At 35.7% G+C, this 17,169-nt stretch carries 13 protein-coding genes, 1 other RNA gene and 2 pseudogenes; 11 read left to right on the forward strand and 5 right to left on the reverse strand.

Annotation, left to right across the window (positions count from 1 at the left end):
• Positions 1-16 precede the first annotated feature (16 nt).
• Positions 17-1,363: an aminomethyl-transferring glycine dehydrogenase subunit GcvPA gene (gcvPA, locus tag ACTNDN_RS01375; RefSeq protein ID WP_251629799.1), complete on the forward strand. Its 1,347-nt coding sequence runs from the start codon at positions 17-19 to the stop codon at positions 1,361-1,363.
• Positions 1,356-2,831 (forward strand): aminomethyl-transferring glycine dehydrogenase subunit GcvPB, encoded by a 1,476-nt coding sequence (gene gcvPB, locus ACTNDN_RS01380; protein ID WP_251629797.1) that lies wholly within the window; start codon positions 1,356-1,358, stop codon positions 2,829-2,831. The genes gcvPA and gcvPB overlap by 8 nt, the downstream gene beginning before the upstream one ends.
• 74 nt (positions 2,832-2,905) lie before the next feature.
• On the opposite strand, the gene ACTNDN_RS01385 is transcribed toward gcvPB, so the two are convergent.
• Positions 2,906-3,283: a rhodanese-like domain-containing protein gene (locus ACTNDN_RS01385; RefSeq protein WP_031535294.1), complete on the reverse strand. Its 378-nt coding sequence runs from the start codon at positions 3,281-3,283 to the stop codon at positions 2,906-2,908.
• A 207-nt stretch (positions 3,284-3,490) separates the two neighbouring features.
• On the opposite strand from ACTNDN_RS01385, the gene ACTNDN_RS01390 reads away from it, so the two are divergent.
• The 4 genes and pseudogenes from ACTNDN_RS01390 to ACTNDN_RS01405 all read left to right on the forward strand — a co-directional run.
• Positions 3,491-4,327, forward strand: coding sequence for a lipoate--protein ligase family protein (locus tag ACTNDN_RS01390; protein ID WP_031535292.1), 837 nt, complete (start codon positions 3,491-3,493; stop codon positions 4,325-4,327).
• 492 nt (positions 4,328-4,819) lie between these two features.
• Positions 4,820-6,193, forward strand: a pseudogene (locus ACTNDN_RS01395) (vitamin B12-dependent ribonucleotide reductase); the annotation flags it as partial.
• Positions 6,194-6,952: 759 nt separating this feature from the next.
• Positions 6,953-8,740: a group II intron reverse transcriptase/maturase gene (ltrA, locus tag ACTNDN_RS01400; protein ID WP_231512498.1), complete on the forward strand. Its 1,788-nt coding sequence runs from the start codon at positions 6,953-6,955 to the stop codon at positions 8,738-8,740.
• Between the two features lie 171 nt (positions 8,741-8,911).
• Positions 8,912-10,087, forward strand: a pseudogene (locus tag ACTNDN_RS01405) (hypothetical protein); the annotation flags it as partial.
• A 184-nt stretch (positions 10,088-10,271) separates the two neighbouring features.
• Here ACTNDN_RS01405 and ACTNDN_RS01410 read toward each other — a convergent pair.
• On the reverse strand, positions 10,272-10,499 hold the full coding sequence (locus ACTNDN_RS01410) for a spore coat protein (RefSeq protein WP_441130556.1): 228 nt from the start codon (positions 10,497-10,499) through the stop codon (positions 10,272-10,274).
• A gap of 327 nt (positions 10,500-10,826) precedes the next feature.
• Between ACTNDN_RS01410 and ACTNDN_RS01415 the strand changes: the two genes are divergently transcribed.
• Positions 10,827-11,711, forward strand: a complete 885-nt coding sequence (locus ACTNDN_RS01415) for a patatin-like phospholipase family protein (protein WP_031535280.1) — start codon at positions 10,827-10,829, stop codon at positions 11,709-11,711.
• A gap of 59 nt (positions 11,712-11,770) precedes the next feature.
• Here ACTNDN_RS01415 and ACTNDN_RS01420 read toward each other — a convergent pair whose 3' ends face one another.
• Together ACTNDN_RS01420 and ACTNDN_RS01425 are read right to left on the reverse strand one after the other, a co-directional pair.
• Entirely contained in the window at positions 11,771-12,154 is a 384-nt protein-coding gene (locus ACTNDN_RS01420) for an SA1362 family protein (RefSeq protein WP_031535279.1), read from the reverse strand.
• Between the two features lie 165 nt (positions 12,155-12,319).
• Positions 12,320-13,264, reverse strand: a complete 945-nt coding sequence (locus tag ACTNDN_RS01425; protein ID WP_031535278.1) for a DUF1385 domain-containing protein — start codon at positions 13,262-13,264, stop codon at positions 12,320-12,322.
• 224 nt (positions 13,265-13,488) lie between these two features.
• Between ACTNDN_RS01425 and ACTNDN_RS01430 the strand changes: the two genes are divergently transcribed.
• The 4 genes from ACTNDN_RS01430 to ssrS all read left to right on the forward strand — a co-directional run bounded on the left by ACTNDN_RS01430 (position 13,489) and on the right by ssrS (position 16,154).
• Positions 13,489-14,019 carry a YqhR family membrane protein gene (locus tag ACTNDN_RS01430; RefSeq protein WP_031535277.1) on the forward strand — a complete coding sequence of 177 codons (531 nt, stop codon included), beginning with the start codon at positions 13,489-13,491 and terminating at the stop codon, positions 14,017-14,019.
• A 245-nt stretch (positions 14,020-14,264) separates the two neighbouring features.
• On the forward strand, positions 14,265-15,326 hold the full coding sequence (locus tag ACTNDN_RS01435; protein WP_031535276.1) for a M24 family metallopeptidase: 1,062 nt from the start codon (positions 14,265-14,267) through the stop codon (positions 15,324-15,326).
• A 12-nt stretch (positions 15,327-15,338) separates the two neighbouring features.
• Positions 15,339-15,896, forward strand: coding sequence for an elongation factor P (gene efp / locus ACTNDN_RS01440; protein WP_031535275.1), 558 nt, complete (start codon positions 15,339-15,341; stop codon positions 15,894-15,896).
• A gap of 66 nt (positions 15,897-15,962) precedes the next feature.
• Positions 15,963-16,154: non-coding RNA, 6S RNA (ssrS, locus tag ACTNDN_RS01445), on the forward strand.
• A 284-nt stretch (positions 16,155-16,438) separates the two neighbouring features.
• On the opposite strand, the gene ACTNDN_RS01450 is transcribed toward ssrS, so the two are convergent.
• Entirely contained in the window at positions 16,439-17,155 is a 717-nt protein-coding gene (locus ACTNDN_RS01450; RefSeq protein ID WP_349204662.1) for a LysM peptidoglycan-binding domain-containing protein, read from the reverse strand.
• Between the last annotated feature and the right edge of the window lie 14 nt (positions 17,156-17,169).

The raw sequence follows: 17,169 nt of genomic DNA on the forward strand, positions 1-17,169 counted from the left end.
ACTGGGGGAAAAACGAATGAAGCATCGCTATTTACCGATGACAGAACAAGATCAAAAGGAAATGCTTGAAAAAATTGGTGTAAATTCAGTAGATGAATTATTTTCAGATATACCAGAAAAAGTACGTTTTATAGGAAGCTATCAAATCAAGCCTGCAAAAAGTGAATCTGCATTATTGAAAGAATTAACAAAGCTATCCCAAAAAAATGCTGACGCGAAAGCGAATGTATCTTTTCTTGGAGCTGGAGTTTATGATCACTATTCGCCTGTTATAGTAGACCATGTTCTATCACGCTCCGAATTTTATACAGCCTACACCCCGTATCAACCGGAAATTTCACAAGGGGAATTACAAGCTATTTTTGAGTTTCAGACCATGATTTGTGAACTAACAGGAATGGACGTAGCTAACTCTTCTATGTACGACGGAGCAACTGCATTAGCAGAGGCAGGGATGTTAAGTGCAGGGACGACGAAACGAAAAAAGATTCTTTTATCAAGCGCCATTCATCCAGAAGCAAAAGAAGTTGTTAAAACCTATGCAAAGGGTCAGTATATCGAAGTTGTAGAGGTTCCACATAAGGAAGGCATAACAGATTTAGATGCTTTAGAGACGATGATCGATAATACAGTTGCAGCAGTGATGATTCAATACCCAAACTTTTTTGGAAGAGTGGAGCCATTAAAAGATTTAGAAGCAATTATTCATGAGCATAAATCATTATTCGTCGTATCAAGCAACCCACTCGCTTTAGGAGCATTAACACCACCAGGGAAATTCCAAGCTGATATAGTAGTAGGAGATGCACAACCATTTGGTATTCCGATGGGCTTTGGAGGACCGCACTGTGGCTATTTTGCTGTAACTTCTAAGTTAATGAGAAAGGTTCCTGGGCGCTTAGTCGGCCAGACTATAGATGATAATGGCCAAAGAGGATTTGTATTAACCCTGCAGGCAAGGGAGCAGCATATTCGCCGTGATAAAGCCACTTCTAATATTTGCTCAAACCAAGCCCTAAATGCATTAGCTGCATCTGTTGCGATGACAGCACTTGGAAAGCATGGTGTGAAAGAAATGGCCATTGCCAATATGCAAAAAGCACATTACGCTAAAATAAAACTAAAGGAAGCAGGCTTTGATATTGTTTATGAAGGGCCATCCTTTAATGAATTTCTTATTAAATGTAATACTTCCATATCTTCTATTAACCGTGCGTTATTAGAAAAAGGAATGATTGGTGGCTATGATTTAGGAAGAGAGTTTGAACAACTAGAAAACCATATGCTAATTGCCGTAACGGAATTGCGTACCAAAGCTGAAATTGATGAATTTGTTGCAGAAATGGAGGAGTATCATGTCTAATCAAAATCAACCTCTTATCTTTGAAAGCAGTACACCAGGAAGAATAGGGTATAGTTTACCAGAAATGGATATCCCAACAGTTAATCTGTCGGAGCTTTTGCCGAATGATTATATAAGAGAAGAAACTCCAGAACTTCCGGAAGTATCCGAATTAGATATAATGCGTCATTATACTGCTTTATCAAAACGAAATCATGGCTTAGATTCCGGCTTTTATCCATTAGGGTCATGTACGATGAAATATAATCCGAAAATAAATGAAAATGTTGCCAGATTCAATGGCTTTGCTCATATCCATCCATTACAAGAGGAATCATCTATCCAGGGTGCATTAGAGCTTATGTATGACTTGCAACAGCATCTTGTTGAAATCACCGGCATGGATGAAGTTACTTTACAGCCGGCTGCAGGGGCACATGGTGAGTGGACTGGGTTAATGCTGATTAGAGCTTTTCATGAAGCAAATGGGGATACAGAGCGAACAAAAGTCATTGTTCCTGATTCTGCACACGGAACAAATCCTGCATCTGCAACAGTTGCAGGGTTAGAAACGGTGACAGTAAAATCAAATGAAAATGGATTAGTAGATTTAGAAGATTTAAAAAGAGTAGTTGGTACAGATACAGCGGCATTAATGTTGACAAACCCCAATACACTAGGCCTTTTTGAAGAAAATATTTTAGAAATGGCTGAAATTGTTCATAGTGCTGGCGGGAAATTATATTATGATGGTGCCAATCTAAATGCGGTACTTTCAAAGGCAAGACCTGGAGACATGGGCTTTGATGTTGTCCATTTGAATCTGCATAAAACATTTACAGGACCGCATGGTGGTGGTGGGCCAGGTTCTGGACCTGTGGGAGTGAAAGCTGATTTAATTCCTTTTCTACCAAAGCCAGTTTTGACAAAGGTAGGAGATGAATTTGTCTTAGATTATAATCGACCACAAGCAATTGGTAGAGTGAAACCATACTATGGAAACTTTGGTATTAACGTACGTGCCTATACGTATATTCGTTCAATGGGACCAGATGGATTAAAGGCTGTAACAGAAAATGCCGTCTTAAATGCAAATTATATGATGAGACGTCTTGCTGAATTTTATGATTTGCCATTTGATCGTCATTGTAAACATGAGTTTGTTTTAAGTGGTAGAAGACAAAAGAAATTAGGGGTGCGAACATTAGATATAGCCAAAAGATTGCTTGATTTTGGCTATCATCCACCAACAATCTATTTCCCTTTAAATGTCGAAGAATGCATAATGATTGAGCCAACTGAAACGGAATCAAAGGAGACATTGGATAGTTTTATTGATGCAATGATTCAAATTGCAAAAGAAGCAGAAGAAACACCAGAAGTTGTTCAGGAAGCACCTCATACGACAGTAATCGGTCGTTTAGATGAGACTTTAGCTGCAAGAAAACCAGTCCTTCGTTATACGAAGAAGATAGCAGATTTGAAATAAGAAGTAAATGAAAAAAGCTGATGTCTAAGTATGCATCAGCTTTTTTTATATAATAATTCCTAGTTAGAATATTATTATTTTTTTGCTTTAATTCTTCCTGTCCACTTTTTGAATCCGCCTTCTAATTGGGTTAAGTCCTTATATCCTTTACGATAAAGAAACTGAGCAGCTCTTCCGCTTCTCATCCCATTTTGGCAGTATAAATATACTGGCTTATCAGGACGAATTTCACTTTTTCTCATCTTTAGCTGTGATAGTGGAATATTTCTTGCACCGAGTACATGACCAGCCTCATATTCATTTGGTTCACGTACATCAATCAACTGTGCCTTTCTGTATCCTTGGCGGAATTCATCCTGGCTTACAGTTTTTACAATGCGACGTTGATAAAGCCACATAACCACTGAATATACAAGGAATGCGACTAAAACGATGAGAAGAGTATAAATCATTGTCAATTCTCATTTCTCCTTTCAATTACTTACACTATCTCTATTATATCTATCAACCCTTCTAGTAGTAAAGTAAATACTTATAATATATCCATAACATTTCTTTAATTAAATTTATTTCCATGCAAGTTACTTTTAAATAGGCTTTCTTTTTGATATCCTTAGTAGGGATTTAATGTAATTATACATAGAAAAAGAGGGTTCGTTATGGTAAAAGAAACATGGAGATTTATTGATTCAGGCAATCATTCTCCTTCTTTTAATATGGCATTAGACGAAGCGTTATTAGAATGGCATTCTAAAGGAGTTTTTCCGCCGGTGATTCGTTTTTATGGCTGGAATCCTGCTACTTTATCTATTGGATATTTTCAGAAGGTAGAGAAAGAAATTGACTTACAAGCGGTTAAAGAATTAGGTCTTGGATTTGTAAGAAGACCAACTGGTGGAAGAGGCGTTCTGCATGAGCATGAATTGACATACAGTGTGATTGTTACAGAAGAACATCCTAATATGCCGAAAACAGTAACAGAAGCTTATCGGGTCATTTCGGAAGGTATATTAAAAGGGTTTCACTTTTTAGAATTAGATGCCTATTTTTCTGTGCCGAAAACAGAAGAACAAAAAAATAATTTGAAAAGTCCAAGATCCGCAGTATGCTTTGATGCGCCTAGTTGGTATGAATTAGTAGTTGAGGGAAGAAAGGTCGCTGGGAGTGCACAAACGAGACAACAGGGTGTTATTTTGCAGCATGGTTCTATTTTATTAGACTTAGACGAGGATAAATTATTCCGTCTATTTAAGTATCCTAATGACCGCGTCAAGGAAAGAATGCAAAAGGCTTTTAAGAGTAAAGCGGTAGCTATTAACGATTTAACATCGAGAAACATTTCCATTGAGATGGCGAAAGAAGCTTTTAGAAAAGGCTTTGAAGAAGGGTTGGATATTCAGTTAGATAATTATCAGTTAACTGATGAAGAATTAGAATATGTAGAAAAAATCGCGAAAGAAAAATATGAAAGCGATGAATGGAATTTTAGACGATAAATAGATCTAAATTTTTGAGCACGAAATTCTTTTATTAGAATTTCGTGTTTTAATTGCTTTTAAAAATGGTTGCTTAAACGAAAAAATACAATGCTTTCGTATCATTTTTACATGTCGAAAAATTTTTTTGGAGAGAAAAGATTAAGATAAACAGGCTAATATCAATGGATTATCCTATATTCCAATAAGCAAGTGCGAAAAAGGACGAAATTTCTTTTTTTATGTCTAATTATCTATGTATCTCTTTCTTTTTCTTTAAAATCTACTTTTTTTCGGTGTTTGACAAATCGGTAATTTTTTAAATATACACAATATATGGGTATTGATTTTTATGGTGAATACTATATGTTGATTTTATGTGTTTGATGTGATAGTTTAAGGGTATTAATAAAAAAATGCTAGATATCTAATTATAGATTTATATACAAAGATTATTTTTCAACAACTATTAGTATCTGCTCTACTTTTTATATGAATGAAGGGGTTGTGTGTATGTCAGTAATGTTAAGTCAAGGTGTGAAGGTAGATATAGAAAAGCTGAATAAGGATATTGCTTTATTTCCGGAGGTTCATCCAATTACCCCAGATATGAAACTAACTCATAAAGGCGTTTCTCGACTTGTCATGCTTGACCGTTATACGTATAAAGATACAGAGAAAATTACGTTATCAGCTGGCGATTTTGTTGTATTAACGATTAAAGAAGATCCGAAGTTTCCAGCAAGAGGATTAGGGTTCATTCAAGAAATTGACCATATTCTTAATACAGCGAAGGTATTAGTGGAAGAAGATTACCGTGGCGTTCTTGAAGGAGAAGAAGGAGAAACGGGTGTCATTGTTCGTTCCTTAGATGTAATTGAAAAACCGTTGGAAATTTATTATGAGCAAATTGCAAAACGAAACGCTACTGGTCTTGCATCTGTAGAAAAGACAGAAGAGAAAAGAAAAGAATGGTTCGAAAAGTTTTACAGTGAGCTTGTTCATTTGAACTTTATCCCTGCAGGTCGTGTATTATATGGAGCTGGAGCAGGAACAGATGTTACGTATTTCAACTGTTATGTAATGCCTTTTGTTCAGGATTCAAGAGAAGGTATTTCCGAGCATCGTAAGCAGGTTATGGAAATCATGAGTCGTGGAGGCGGTGTTGGAACAAATGGATCTACGCTAAGACCTCGTAATACACTAGCAAAAGGAGTTAATGGTAAATCATCTGGTTCTGTTTCTTGGTTAGATGATATTGCGAAATTAACACATTTAGTTGAACAGGGCGGTTCTCGTCGTGGTGCTCAAATGATTATGCTAGCTGATTGGCATCCAGATATTATTGAATTCATTATATCGAAAATGCAAAATCCACGTATTTTACGTTTCTTGATTGAAAATACGCAAGATGAAACAATTAAAAAATATGCACAAGATAAATTGAAATTTACTCCTTTAACAGAACAAGAACGTTCTATGTATCAAGGGATTCTAAATTATAAAAATATCCCTGGGCAAGGTGGTTTTAACGAGGGTATTTTCCGTGATGCAGAAGAAAAGCTATCAAGCGGCGGTACTTATGCTGTTCATCAATCAGAATTTTTAACAGGTGCAAACATTTCTGTCTGCTTAACAAATGAATTTATGGATGCAGTGGAGAAGGATGAAGAATATGCACTTCGTTTCCCTGATGTTGAAAGCTACGATAAGGAGCAAATGCAATATTATAATGAAGAATGGCATAAAGTTGGCGATGTAAGAGAATGGGAAGCAGAAGGAAATAAAGTTCGTGTTTATCGTAAAATAAAAGCGAAGGAATTATGGAACTTAATTAATATCTGTGCAACTTATTCTGCAGAGCCAGGTATCTTCTTCATTGATAATGGTGCGACACGTTCTCTTATAAGTGCGGCTTAAACGTATGAAATAGAGGGTTTAACAAACAAAAGTTATGTTAAATACAACTGATAATTCCGATAGTGGGAATGAAAGCCGTCACGTTGAGCTGAAACCACTATGATGAGACTCCTACATGCATGGAATCATGATAGTGATGAAGTGTATGAAGCTAGGTAAAGTCGTCTGAATTTGACCTAAAACTCACTTAGAGTCATGGTCGAAGATAAGGCGGTCAGCCGAAAAAGGTGAATATGGTGAGAATGTCAGATTAGCAACCTGACTGACGAACTTGCGAATGAAAGGGTCTAGAATGAAATCCGCTTGAAAAGGTGGAAGGTTAACCAGTTTAACCGAGATTGTCGTGGAGTAAGTCCGTTGTCATGAAACACGATATAGTGAACAAGGACACTATATAATCTCAGGCTCAGAGCAAGCACCTAAGTTCAATCATATGGCTAGGAATTATTGGAACGTGGTAAGCAAGGAACACTCATTCAAGGACTATCATCCGAGTGGTTGATATAAGGATTTCTAATCTGAAATTCATTTATCCTTGTGAAAGTAGGGTCACAGTACCGAAGAAGCTTATGAAAATAAGTGGAGGGATAGACCCAAGTCTAATTCAATATATTAAACCAAACAAAGCAAGTGAAATTCGTTGATCGGGTAAGAATGCAGGGAATCACTGAGAAAGTCAGGTGATCTGCAACGAATATGAGCCTAAGACACAACGAGTATTATGGTATGCAAGAGTTTTTTGATGAATTATTTGCCAAGAGTAAGGAAGGACATCTTTTCAAAAATCTATTTAACCTAATCATAGATGAAAGAAACATCCTACTAGCTTACAGAAACATAAAAGCCAATAAAGGTTCTAAAACTGCTGGAACAGATAAGTATGTGATTGACAACTATAAAGTGATGAATAAGCAAGAATTCATAAATCTCATTCGAACTTCGCTCAAAGATTACAAACCTAAAGCAGTACGCAGAGTAATGATTCCAAAGGGAATGGATAATACCAAGTTTAGACCTTTAGGAATACCAACAATGTTGGATAGGCTAATTCAACAGATGTTTAAACAAATTCTTGAACCTATCTGTGAAGCTAAGTTTTATAATCACAGTTATGGTTTCAGACCATTACGAAGCACAAAACATGCTTTATCTAGGGTGAATTTCTTAGTTAATATCTCACAATTACATTATGTAGTAGATATCGACATAAAGGGATTCTTCGACAATGTAAATCATAGGGTTCTCATGAAGCAAATGTGGAATTTGGGCATTCATGATAGAAGGGTTTTAGCAATCATAAGCAAAATGCTCAAAGCACCGATAAAAGGTATTGGAATTCCAAACAAAGGTACTCCACAAGGAGGAATACTCTCACCTTTACTCTCTAACATTGTTCTTCATGATTTAGATATGTGGGTAAGTAATCAATGGGAAACTTTTGAAACGAAGCATGAGTATTCTCAGAATGTAAAGAAGTACTTAATGTTGAAACGAAATTCGAATATGAAGATTGGCTTTATAGTTCGATACGCAGATGACTTCAAAATTATGACCAATAATCATGAGAATGCAGTCAAATGGTTTCATGCAGTGGCAGGATACTTGAAGGGTAGATTGAAATTAGATATCTCACCTGAGAAATCTAAAATTACAAATCTCAAAAAGAAGTCCTCGGATTTCTTGGGATTTAAAATTAAGGCTGTTAGGAAGAAACAAAAACATCTTGTTAGGGTAAATATGATTGATAAGAAGAAAGCTGATGTCATTAGGAAAATGAAGGAACTAATTCTTAGAATTAGGAAGGAAACGACCGTTAATAACATAAGGCTCTTTAATGCTTATGTAATGGGGATACAAAATTACTTTAAATACGGGAGTATGGTTCCATCAGATTTCAAAGACATAGCACACAAGGTTCATCCTTATGCTAGGAGTAAACTACATCAAGTTGGAGGGAAATATGCACACCCAACGGATGCAAGTAAAGTCTATAATCAGTACTACTCAAGTAACCTCAAAACATGGAAGGTACTAGGAGTTCATCTCTTTCCTATACATGGGATTACAAGTTTTACTGAATCTAGACAATTTAATCCTAAGCTTTCGGTCTACACTGATGAAGGTAGAAAATTAATTCACAATAAACTTCAACCAGTTGTCGAATATAACATAAGAATACTAATGCAATCCAAGATACAAGACCAATCAATCGAATATCAAGACAATAGACTTTCCCGTTACTCAATGAGGAATGGATGTTGTGAAATACTTGGTATCTTTCTTGAAGCACATGAAGTTCACTGTCATCATGTAAAGCCTAGAAGTTTAGGTGGAACGGATAAGTATGATAACCTCAAAATTATCCATGAAGACATGCATAGACTACTTCATGCTACTGAAAAAGAAACGATTGATAAATACCTTGTTAAATGGAAACTCAATCAGAATTCGAAACTGATTGAGAAGATAAATGCATTACGTAAGAAATGTAAGAATGAATCAATCTTGATTTAGAGGCATTCAAAAACTTGCACAATACTCGATAAATAATTATTAAGCTTGTAACTTGTTGAAATTTGGTTTAGTAGGATTAGATAGAACGCCGTATGAGGTGAAAATCTCACGTACGGTGTGGAGTGGGGGAAAAGGTGGAGAATTGCTTCAAAGCCTTACCTATCACTATCAAATGAAATGACAAACGCTACTAGCTATGGTCAAAAAGTTGTGGCGACAAACCCTTGTGGAGAGCAGCCATTAGCTCCATTTAGTGTATGTAATCTAGCTGCTGTTAACCTTGCAGAAATGGCAGATAAGGAAAACAAAACAGTTAATTTTGAAAAGCTTAAGAAAACAGTGGAAATAGGCGTTAGAATGCAGGATAACGTAATCGATGCAACTCCTTACTTCTTGGAAGAAAATAAAAAGCAAGCGCTTGGAGAACGTCGTGTCGGTCTTGGTGTTATGGGTCTTCATGATCTACTGATTTACTGTGAAACAGAATATGGCAGTGCAGAGGGAAATGTCTTAGTAGATAAAGTATTTGAAACCATCGCAACAACTGCGTACAGAGCATCTATTGAGTTAGCGAAAGAAAAAGGCAGCTTCCCATTCTTACAAGCGGAATCAGAGGAAGAGGTTGCGAAACTACGCGATGCCTTTATTCATACTGGCTTCATGAAAAAAATGCCTGAGGATATTAGAGAAGACATTCTTCAATATGGTATTCGTAACTCTCATTTATTAACAGTAGCACCTACAGGCAGTACAGGTACAATGGTTGGGGTATCAACTGGTCTTGAGCCTTACTTCTCCTTCTCTTATTTCCGAAGCGGAAGACTTGGAAAATTTATTGAAGTGAAAGCAGATATTGTTCAAGAATATTTAGATGCGCATCCAGAAGCAGATCCAAATAATCTTCCAAATTGGTTCGTTGCTGCAATGGATTTGGCTCCAGAGGCACATGCTGATGTTCAATGTATCATTCAAAGATGGATTGATAGCTCTATTAGTAAAACGGTAAATGCACCAAAAGGATATAGTGTAGAGCAAGTTCAAAAAGTGTATGAAAGATTATATCGTGGTGGTGCAAAAGGCGGAACCGTTTATGTGGATGGCTCTCGCGATAGTCAAGTACTAACATTAAAAGCGGAAGAAAACACATTTGAAGAAACACAACCACAAAAGCATCAAGAACCACATGTAGTTCTTGTCGATACGATAAATGAGTTAAAATCAACAAATGTAACAATTGGTTCAGAAATCGGCGATACTTGTCCTGTATGCCGAAAAGGTGTAGTAGAAGAAATCGGTGGATGTAATACTTGTACGAATTGCAACACACAATTAAAATGTGGCCTTTAATACGCAGATATTGGTCATAATGAATAGAGCTTCAGTTTGAAATTATTACTTTTATGAATAAAGCTACAGAAAGAGGCTGAGCAATTGTCAGCCTCTTTAAATATATATAAAAGCAGGATTAATCTATATTAAGGAGAGTGATATAGGTGGTTCGCTTATCGCTCCCATTAACTATTACATTATTTTAATAAAACCCAAACGGTGGGACGCCATATCCTCCATATAATGCTGGACCAAGTAATGCCCCTGTTGCAAATCCTCCTAACAAGCCTAAGCCAAGTCCTAAGCCAGCTCCTCCAAAGCCGAACCCAGGTCTACCGAATCCAGGTCTACCAAAACCTGGTCTGCCAAATCCACCAAACCCAGGTCGTATTCTTCTAATATCTTGTGGATAAATGAATTGATTTTGCATAAATATCCTCCTCTTTTTTCATTATTTAGCTAATGTGCACATCCTTCGCTACTTTTTATCTTCAAAACAAGATACTGCACTTATCTACTTCGAATTAGTTTATGTGTCTATACACTATATTGATTGATACAAATGCCTAAACCCAATATGCATTTACTGCATCCTTTTTAAAGTGAATACGATGACCATAAATAAAAGAATGACATTTAACTTGTCTTCTGTACTATTTTCTAATTACGAATACTAAATTGGAGTATAAAGGTCTAGAGTCCATAAAAATGAAAAACCTTTCGAAGTCCCATTTGCTTGTTAAAAGGAGTGAATTTTATGTATATAGACGGGGTCTTTTCTGGAGGAGGAATTAAAGGGCTAGCTTTAGTGGGAGCATATGAAGTTGTAGAACAACGAGGATTTCAATTTGCTCGGTTGGCAGGAACTAGTGCAGGTTCAATCGTTGCTGCCTTAATTGCTGCAGGGTATACGAGTCGAGAAATAGCGGAATTATTGGAGGATTTGGATTTAAGTACCTTTTTAGATGAACGACAATTGCTCATTCCTTTTCCACTTGCAAAATGGTTTTTTCTATATTGGAAGTTAGGGTTATATAAAGGAGAAGAACTGGAAAAATGGATAGAAAGTAAATTGGCCGTAAAAGGTTTAAAAACATTTGCAGATATACCCCCACAAACTTTACGCTTTATTGCTTCAGATATTACAAATGGTGTATTAATGATTCTACCAGACGACTTGCCGAAATACAGAATCAATCCCCAAACTTTTTCGATTGCAAAAGCGATTAGGATGAGTTGTAGTCTGCCTTATTTTTTTGAGCCAGTAACTCTTGGAAATAAGTCAAATAAAAATGTGATTGTTGATGGGGGAGTGCTCAGTAATTTCCCAATGTGGTTATTTGATCAAGAGAATGTACTGAAAACAAGACCTGTTTTAGGAGTTAAATTAAGTCATAGTATAAGGGAGCATCCAAAGCATAAAATCAAAAATGCTATTGATTTATTTGCAGCAATGTTTGAAACGATGAAAGATGCACATGATTCCCGCTATATTTCCAGGAAGCATGAGAAAAATATTATCTTTGTTCCAACAGAGGGGGTACTCGCAACAGAATTTGCACTTACAAAAGAAGATCAAGTAAAACTAATACAGTTAGGAAGAGATTGTGCTACGAAATTTTTTGAAAAATGGGCTTATTAAAACATGATGGGGCTATATCCTAAAGGCTCTATCTATATAGCAAAAAAGAATCGAGCCCTTTATAAAGAAGCCCGATTCTTTTTTTTGCTCTTCTTCCCTTCAATAACAGTTAAATGTGCAGTGCTTTTACTACGTTTATGCTTGTTGGCTTTTAAGGAAGAGGATTTAGTTGAATGTTGCTGCTGTCCTGCTGGTACCTTTTCTCTTGTTTGTAGCCGTTTTTTTGATTTCTTTGCAGCTTTTAGAAAAGCTCTTTGCTCTCTTTTTTGCGGACTAGTTGTATTGAAATGGCGGAAAATGAACCAAATAATAGCACCTACAGCAACAATGACAGCAATGTTTAGAAAAAATCCAGCAGGATTTTTTATTAAACTAGTAGTTAAGCCAATGAAAGCAAGGAGAAAAATACTCCCAAATAAGATAATTGAAAATCGGTTCTTCAAAAAGCCACCTCCCTAAAAGCATGATGAGCATTTTTTCTAACTTTTAAACTATTATTAAGAAAAGTTTATTCAAAAAAAGCCAAATTGTTCACAAGAAAAAGTTTTCAGAAAAAAGATTTTTAAACGGTAATAAAACTATATAAATAGGGAAGATTCTTTTATAAATTATTTAACAACTGTCTTTGAAACCTGTGCTTCCGTTTCTTCCTCGCGTTTCTTTAATTCGGAGAAGGAAAGTATAGCCACTTCCACTTGATCATCACTTGGTTCTTTTGTTGTTAATAATTGTAGCCATAGACCAGGCAATCCAAGATATTTTAAAACTGGGACATTTCTTAATTTATTGGTAAACTGTAATACCTCAAAGGAAATTCCAAGCACGACTGGAATCAAAGCAATACGAATAAGTACTCTGTCTAAAAGGTTGTCTGGATAGAAAAATAAATAGAGAAATAACCCAACAATTACCGTGAACAGAATAAAACTTGATCCACAGCGATAATGTAACCTTGAAGCCGACTGTACATTTTCTATTGTTAATTCTTTCCCACTTTCATATGCATTAATAACTTTATGTTCAGCACCATGATACTGAAAGACTCTTTTAATAATAGGAGTCAGTGAGACAAAATAAATATATCCAAGTAAAAGAATTAGCTTAAAAAAGCTTTCTAATAGTATTTGCGCAACATGTCCAGAAATAATCGGCATAAACATAGCTGCTAGGAAAGTCGGAATAAGCGTAAAAATGAATTTTCCAAATAAAAAGGAAAGTACACCAAGAACTGCTACTCCTAAAATCATGGATACTTTAGAAGGCTCTTGTTCTTCCAATTTATAATCTTCAGAAGGATCAACATCATAGCGATCCGTTGAAAAATTTAAATGCTTTGTTCCATTTCCGCTTGATTCAATAATGGCAATAATACCTCGTAAAAATGGTATTTTTTTTAATTTTGCTAGCTTGGTATTATACGTTCTAGGAAGATGAAAATAATCAACAGTCTGATCTTTGCGTCTTATGGCTGTGACATAATGATGTTTTCCACCAAACATCACACCTTCTACAACTGCCTGACCTCCGTATAATGGTTTTTGTTCACTTGACATGTATAACAGCACCAACCTCAGGATAATTTAGGTGAAAACAACGTAATTTTTTCATCTGTAAGATTTTTATGGTTGTATATCCCCTAATACTATATTACTAAAAAATTCAAAAAACCACTAGCAAGACATCCCATCCTTTGTGAATAAACCTTTTAATCAAACGCTAAGATAAACATGCAAGGAAAGAAAAGGATTGGGACATACTAGGGTTGGAGGTGGACATTATGGATAATCAACAACAATCACATGAAAAAGGAAGACCGATGTCTTTTATCGCCTTAGTAATTTGGACAGGCATGTTTGGAGGGATATTCTGGTCGCTTATTGGGTACATAGGATATGTTTTTCATTTTACAGAAATACGCCCTAATATCCTCTTAGAGCCTTGGGCGATTGGCAGTTGGAAATATGGCTGGCTTGGAACGGTAATCAGTATCGTCTTCATAGGTTTTTTTTCAACTGGAGCAGCATTTGCTTACTATTTGATGCTAAGGAAATTTAAAACCATCTATATAGGAATTGGATATGGGATTGCATTGTTTATTTGTGTTTTTGTCATTTTAAACCCTATATTTCCAAGCATGGCCCCATTTCTAGAGCTGAAAAGGGATACAATCATTTTTTCCGCATGTTTATATGCCCTTTATGGTGTATTTGTGGGTTATACAATCTCTTATGAAGAAAGTGAAATTCAACTAAAAAAATGGAAGGAAAAAAAGCCGTCAACTAATTTAACAGGTAATGAAGGGCAATAAAATCATTTTTTAATTTCTTGAAAAGTGGTTATGCCCTCTTACTCAAGGCTTTTATTTGGCTAGTTAGGGTGTCTAAAATCTTTATTTGCTAGCTATTTTGCCTGTATTATAAAAGTATTTATGTTAAAATAATTTCATGAGTGTACTTTTTTCATCATTCAGATTTTTACCTTATCTAGAAGTTGTTAAGGCTATAGAAAGCATGTACCTCTAGGCAAGTGTATCAAATAAGGGAGAGGGTTATAATGGAGAAACTTAAAAGAGTAAGAGAAGCACTAGCAGAAGTTGGGGCAGATGGTATTTTAATAACAAGTACATATAACAGACGTTATGTTAGTAATTTTACAGGATCTTCAGGAGCTGTATTAATAGGCGGAGAGAAAGCTTTATTTATCACAGACTTCCGTTATGTGGAACAGGCAGGAAATCAATGCAGTGGATTCGAAGTTGTTCAGCATAAAGGGGCAATTCTTCAAGAGGTTGCAAGTCAAGCAGAGAAATTGGGAATAAAGAAACTAGCTTTTGAACAAGATTATACAACCTTTACTCAATATAAGGAGCTAGAATCTGTTGTAAAAGGAGAATTAGTGCCAGTTTCAGGTATAATTGAAAAGTTACGCTTGATTAAGACTAATGAAGAGATTAAGATATTAAAGGAAGCTGCTAAGATTGCTGATGCTGCTTTCACCCATATCCTTGATTTTATTAAGGTAGGGAAAACAGAATTGGAAGTTTCGAATGAATTAGAGTTTTTTATGAGAAAATTAGGCGCCACTTCATCCTCCTTTGATACAATTGTTGCATCAGGGACAAGATCTGCATTGCCACATGGTGTTGCAACCGACAAAGTAATTGAAGCTGGTGATTTTATTACATTAGATTACGGTGCTTATTATAATGGCTATGTATCAGATATTACGAGAACCATTGCTATCGGTAACCCAGATGAGAAATTAAAAGAGATTTATGATATCGTATTAAAAGCTCAACTAAAGGGAATGGAAGGCATTAAACCAGGAATAACAGGTATCCAAGCAGATGCACTGACTCGTGATTACATAACTGAAAAAGGCTATGGGGAATATTTTGGACATACTACAGGTCACGGAATTGGGCTAGAAGTTCATGAAGGACCTAATTTATCCTTCCGAAATAATGCTCCTCTAGAACCAGGTATGGTCGTAACAGTGGAACCAGGTATTTATATCGCAGGACTTGGTGGAGTGCGTATTGAAGATGATACAATAATAACAAATAATCATAATGAAGCTTTAACCCATTCAACTAAGGAACTGATTATTTTATAGGAGGATTACTGCATGATTTCAGTAAACGATTTTAAAACAGGTTTAACAATTGAGGTAGACGGTGGAATTTGGCGCGTACTTGATTTCCAACACGTTAAGCCTGGTAAGGGAGCAGCGTTTGTTCGCTCTAAATTAAAGAATTTACGTACTGGAGCTGTTCAAGAAAAAACATTTAGAGCTGGCGAAAAAGTTGCAAAAGCGCAAATTGACAATCGCAAAATGCAATATCTATATGCTAATGGTGACCAGCACGTATTTATGGATGTAGAATCTTATGACCAAATTGAGCTTTCTGCTTCTGTAATCGAATACGAACTAAAATTCTTAAAAGAAAATATGGAAGTCCATATTATGATGTATCAATCCGAAACTCTAGGTGTAGAGCTTCCAAATACGGTTGTATTAGAAGTTACTGAAACAGAACCTGGAATTAAGGGAGATACGGCATCTGGTGGTACAAAACCTGCAGTGATGGAAACAGGATTAACTGTTCAAGTTCCTTTCTTTGTTAATCAAGGGGATCGTTTGATTATTAACACAGCTGAAGCAAGCTACGTTTCTCGTGCTTAATACTTAAAAGTGACATCCTAATTTTACCATTTGCTTTCCAAAGGAAATTCATGTATGATAAAACCATAGAAGCTGCGTTGTACGTTATCGTATGAAGTTTCAACCTTTATCGATAATTAGGGAGTTCTATATTAAAGAAGGATCAGCAGGCCTAATGCCATTTGTCATTAGGACATATGATGAGAGCTTTTGCGAACACCCACCTGGTGGAGCAGGTTTTGAAACTCCATACATCTAAGCGGCAAATGCGGCTGAAAAAGGAGGTAATCAATTGATTACCTCCTTTTTCTCTGGGATTTTGACAAAATGAAATAGCTAATCAATAAAGACAAACATTCTCTAATTTAGCTTTTAAGTGTTACGACTCTTTTTTTTATTAATTGAGTTTTCGAATATATGTCTATGTGCCGACGAGGAAAGCTGATCATATAGATAACTTTATTTCCATTCGAAAGAAAAGATATGTATAAAGATTTACCTTGCCTTTGTGTACACACTACTCTTTTTATTACAGGAGAAAGTAGAGTAAGATAGCTAAAAGCTTATCCTACTCTTAGTTTCTGTCCTGGGTATATTTTATTAACATCCTTCAATTGATTCCATTTCTCTATTTTACTAACACTTGTATGAAAAGTCTTCGCAATTTGGCTGACGGTATCTCCTTTTTTTACTACATAATAAACAGCTTGTGTGGAAGGTATTTTGATTTTCTGTCCTACTTTAATTAGGTTCGGGTTTGCTATTTGATTGTAAGCTGCAAGAACTTTAATCGTTGTTTTATATTTTCTACTAATTTCATATAATGTATCTCCTTTTTTAACAATATATTCATTGTTACTAGAAGGAATGGCTTCAGTATCTGATTCAAAATAAGGAAGTGGGTTAACTGCATTCGTTTTATTATTATTCCAACGGCCAATGTGTAATTCAAAATGTAAATGCTGACCGGTTGAATCTCCTGTATTACCCATAATGCCAATAACTTGTCCTTTTTTTACATATTCTCCGACCTTTACTTTCCGAGAACCACTTTTTAAGTGGGCATAAACCGTTTCATATTCTTGGCCAGAAATGTTATGAAGAATCATGATACATTCTCCGTAACTTGTTGAAAAATAGGATTTGGTCACCTTGCCGTCAGCACATGCTCTAATCGCATTAATTCCATTTTGTGCAAAGTCAATTCCAAAATGCTTGTCCTTACCTGTAGAACGGAATCCATTTGATATATATGTCACAGAAGTTGGTTTTAAAAACATAAATAATCACCTCA

Source organism: Niallia sp. HCP3S3_B10 (assembly GCF_052064465.1).
GTDB classification, from domain to species: domain Bacteria; phylum Bacillota; class Bacilli; order Bacillales; family Cytobacillaceae; genus Niallia; species Niallia hominis.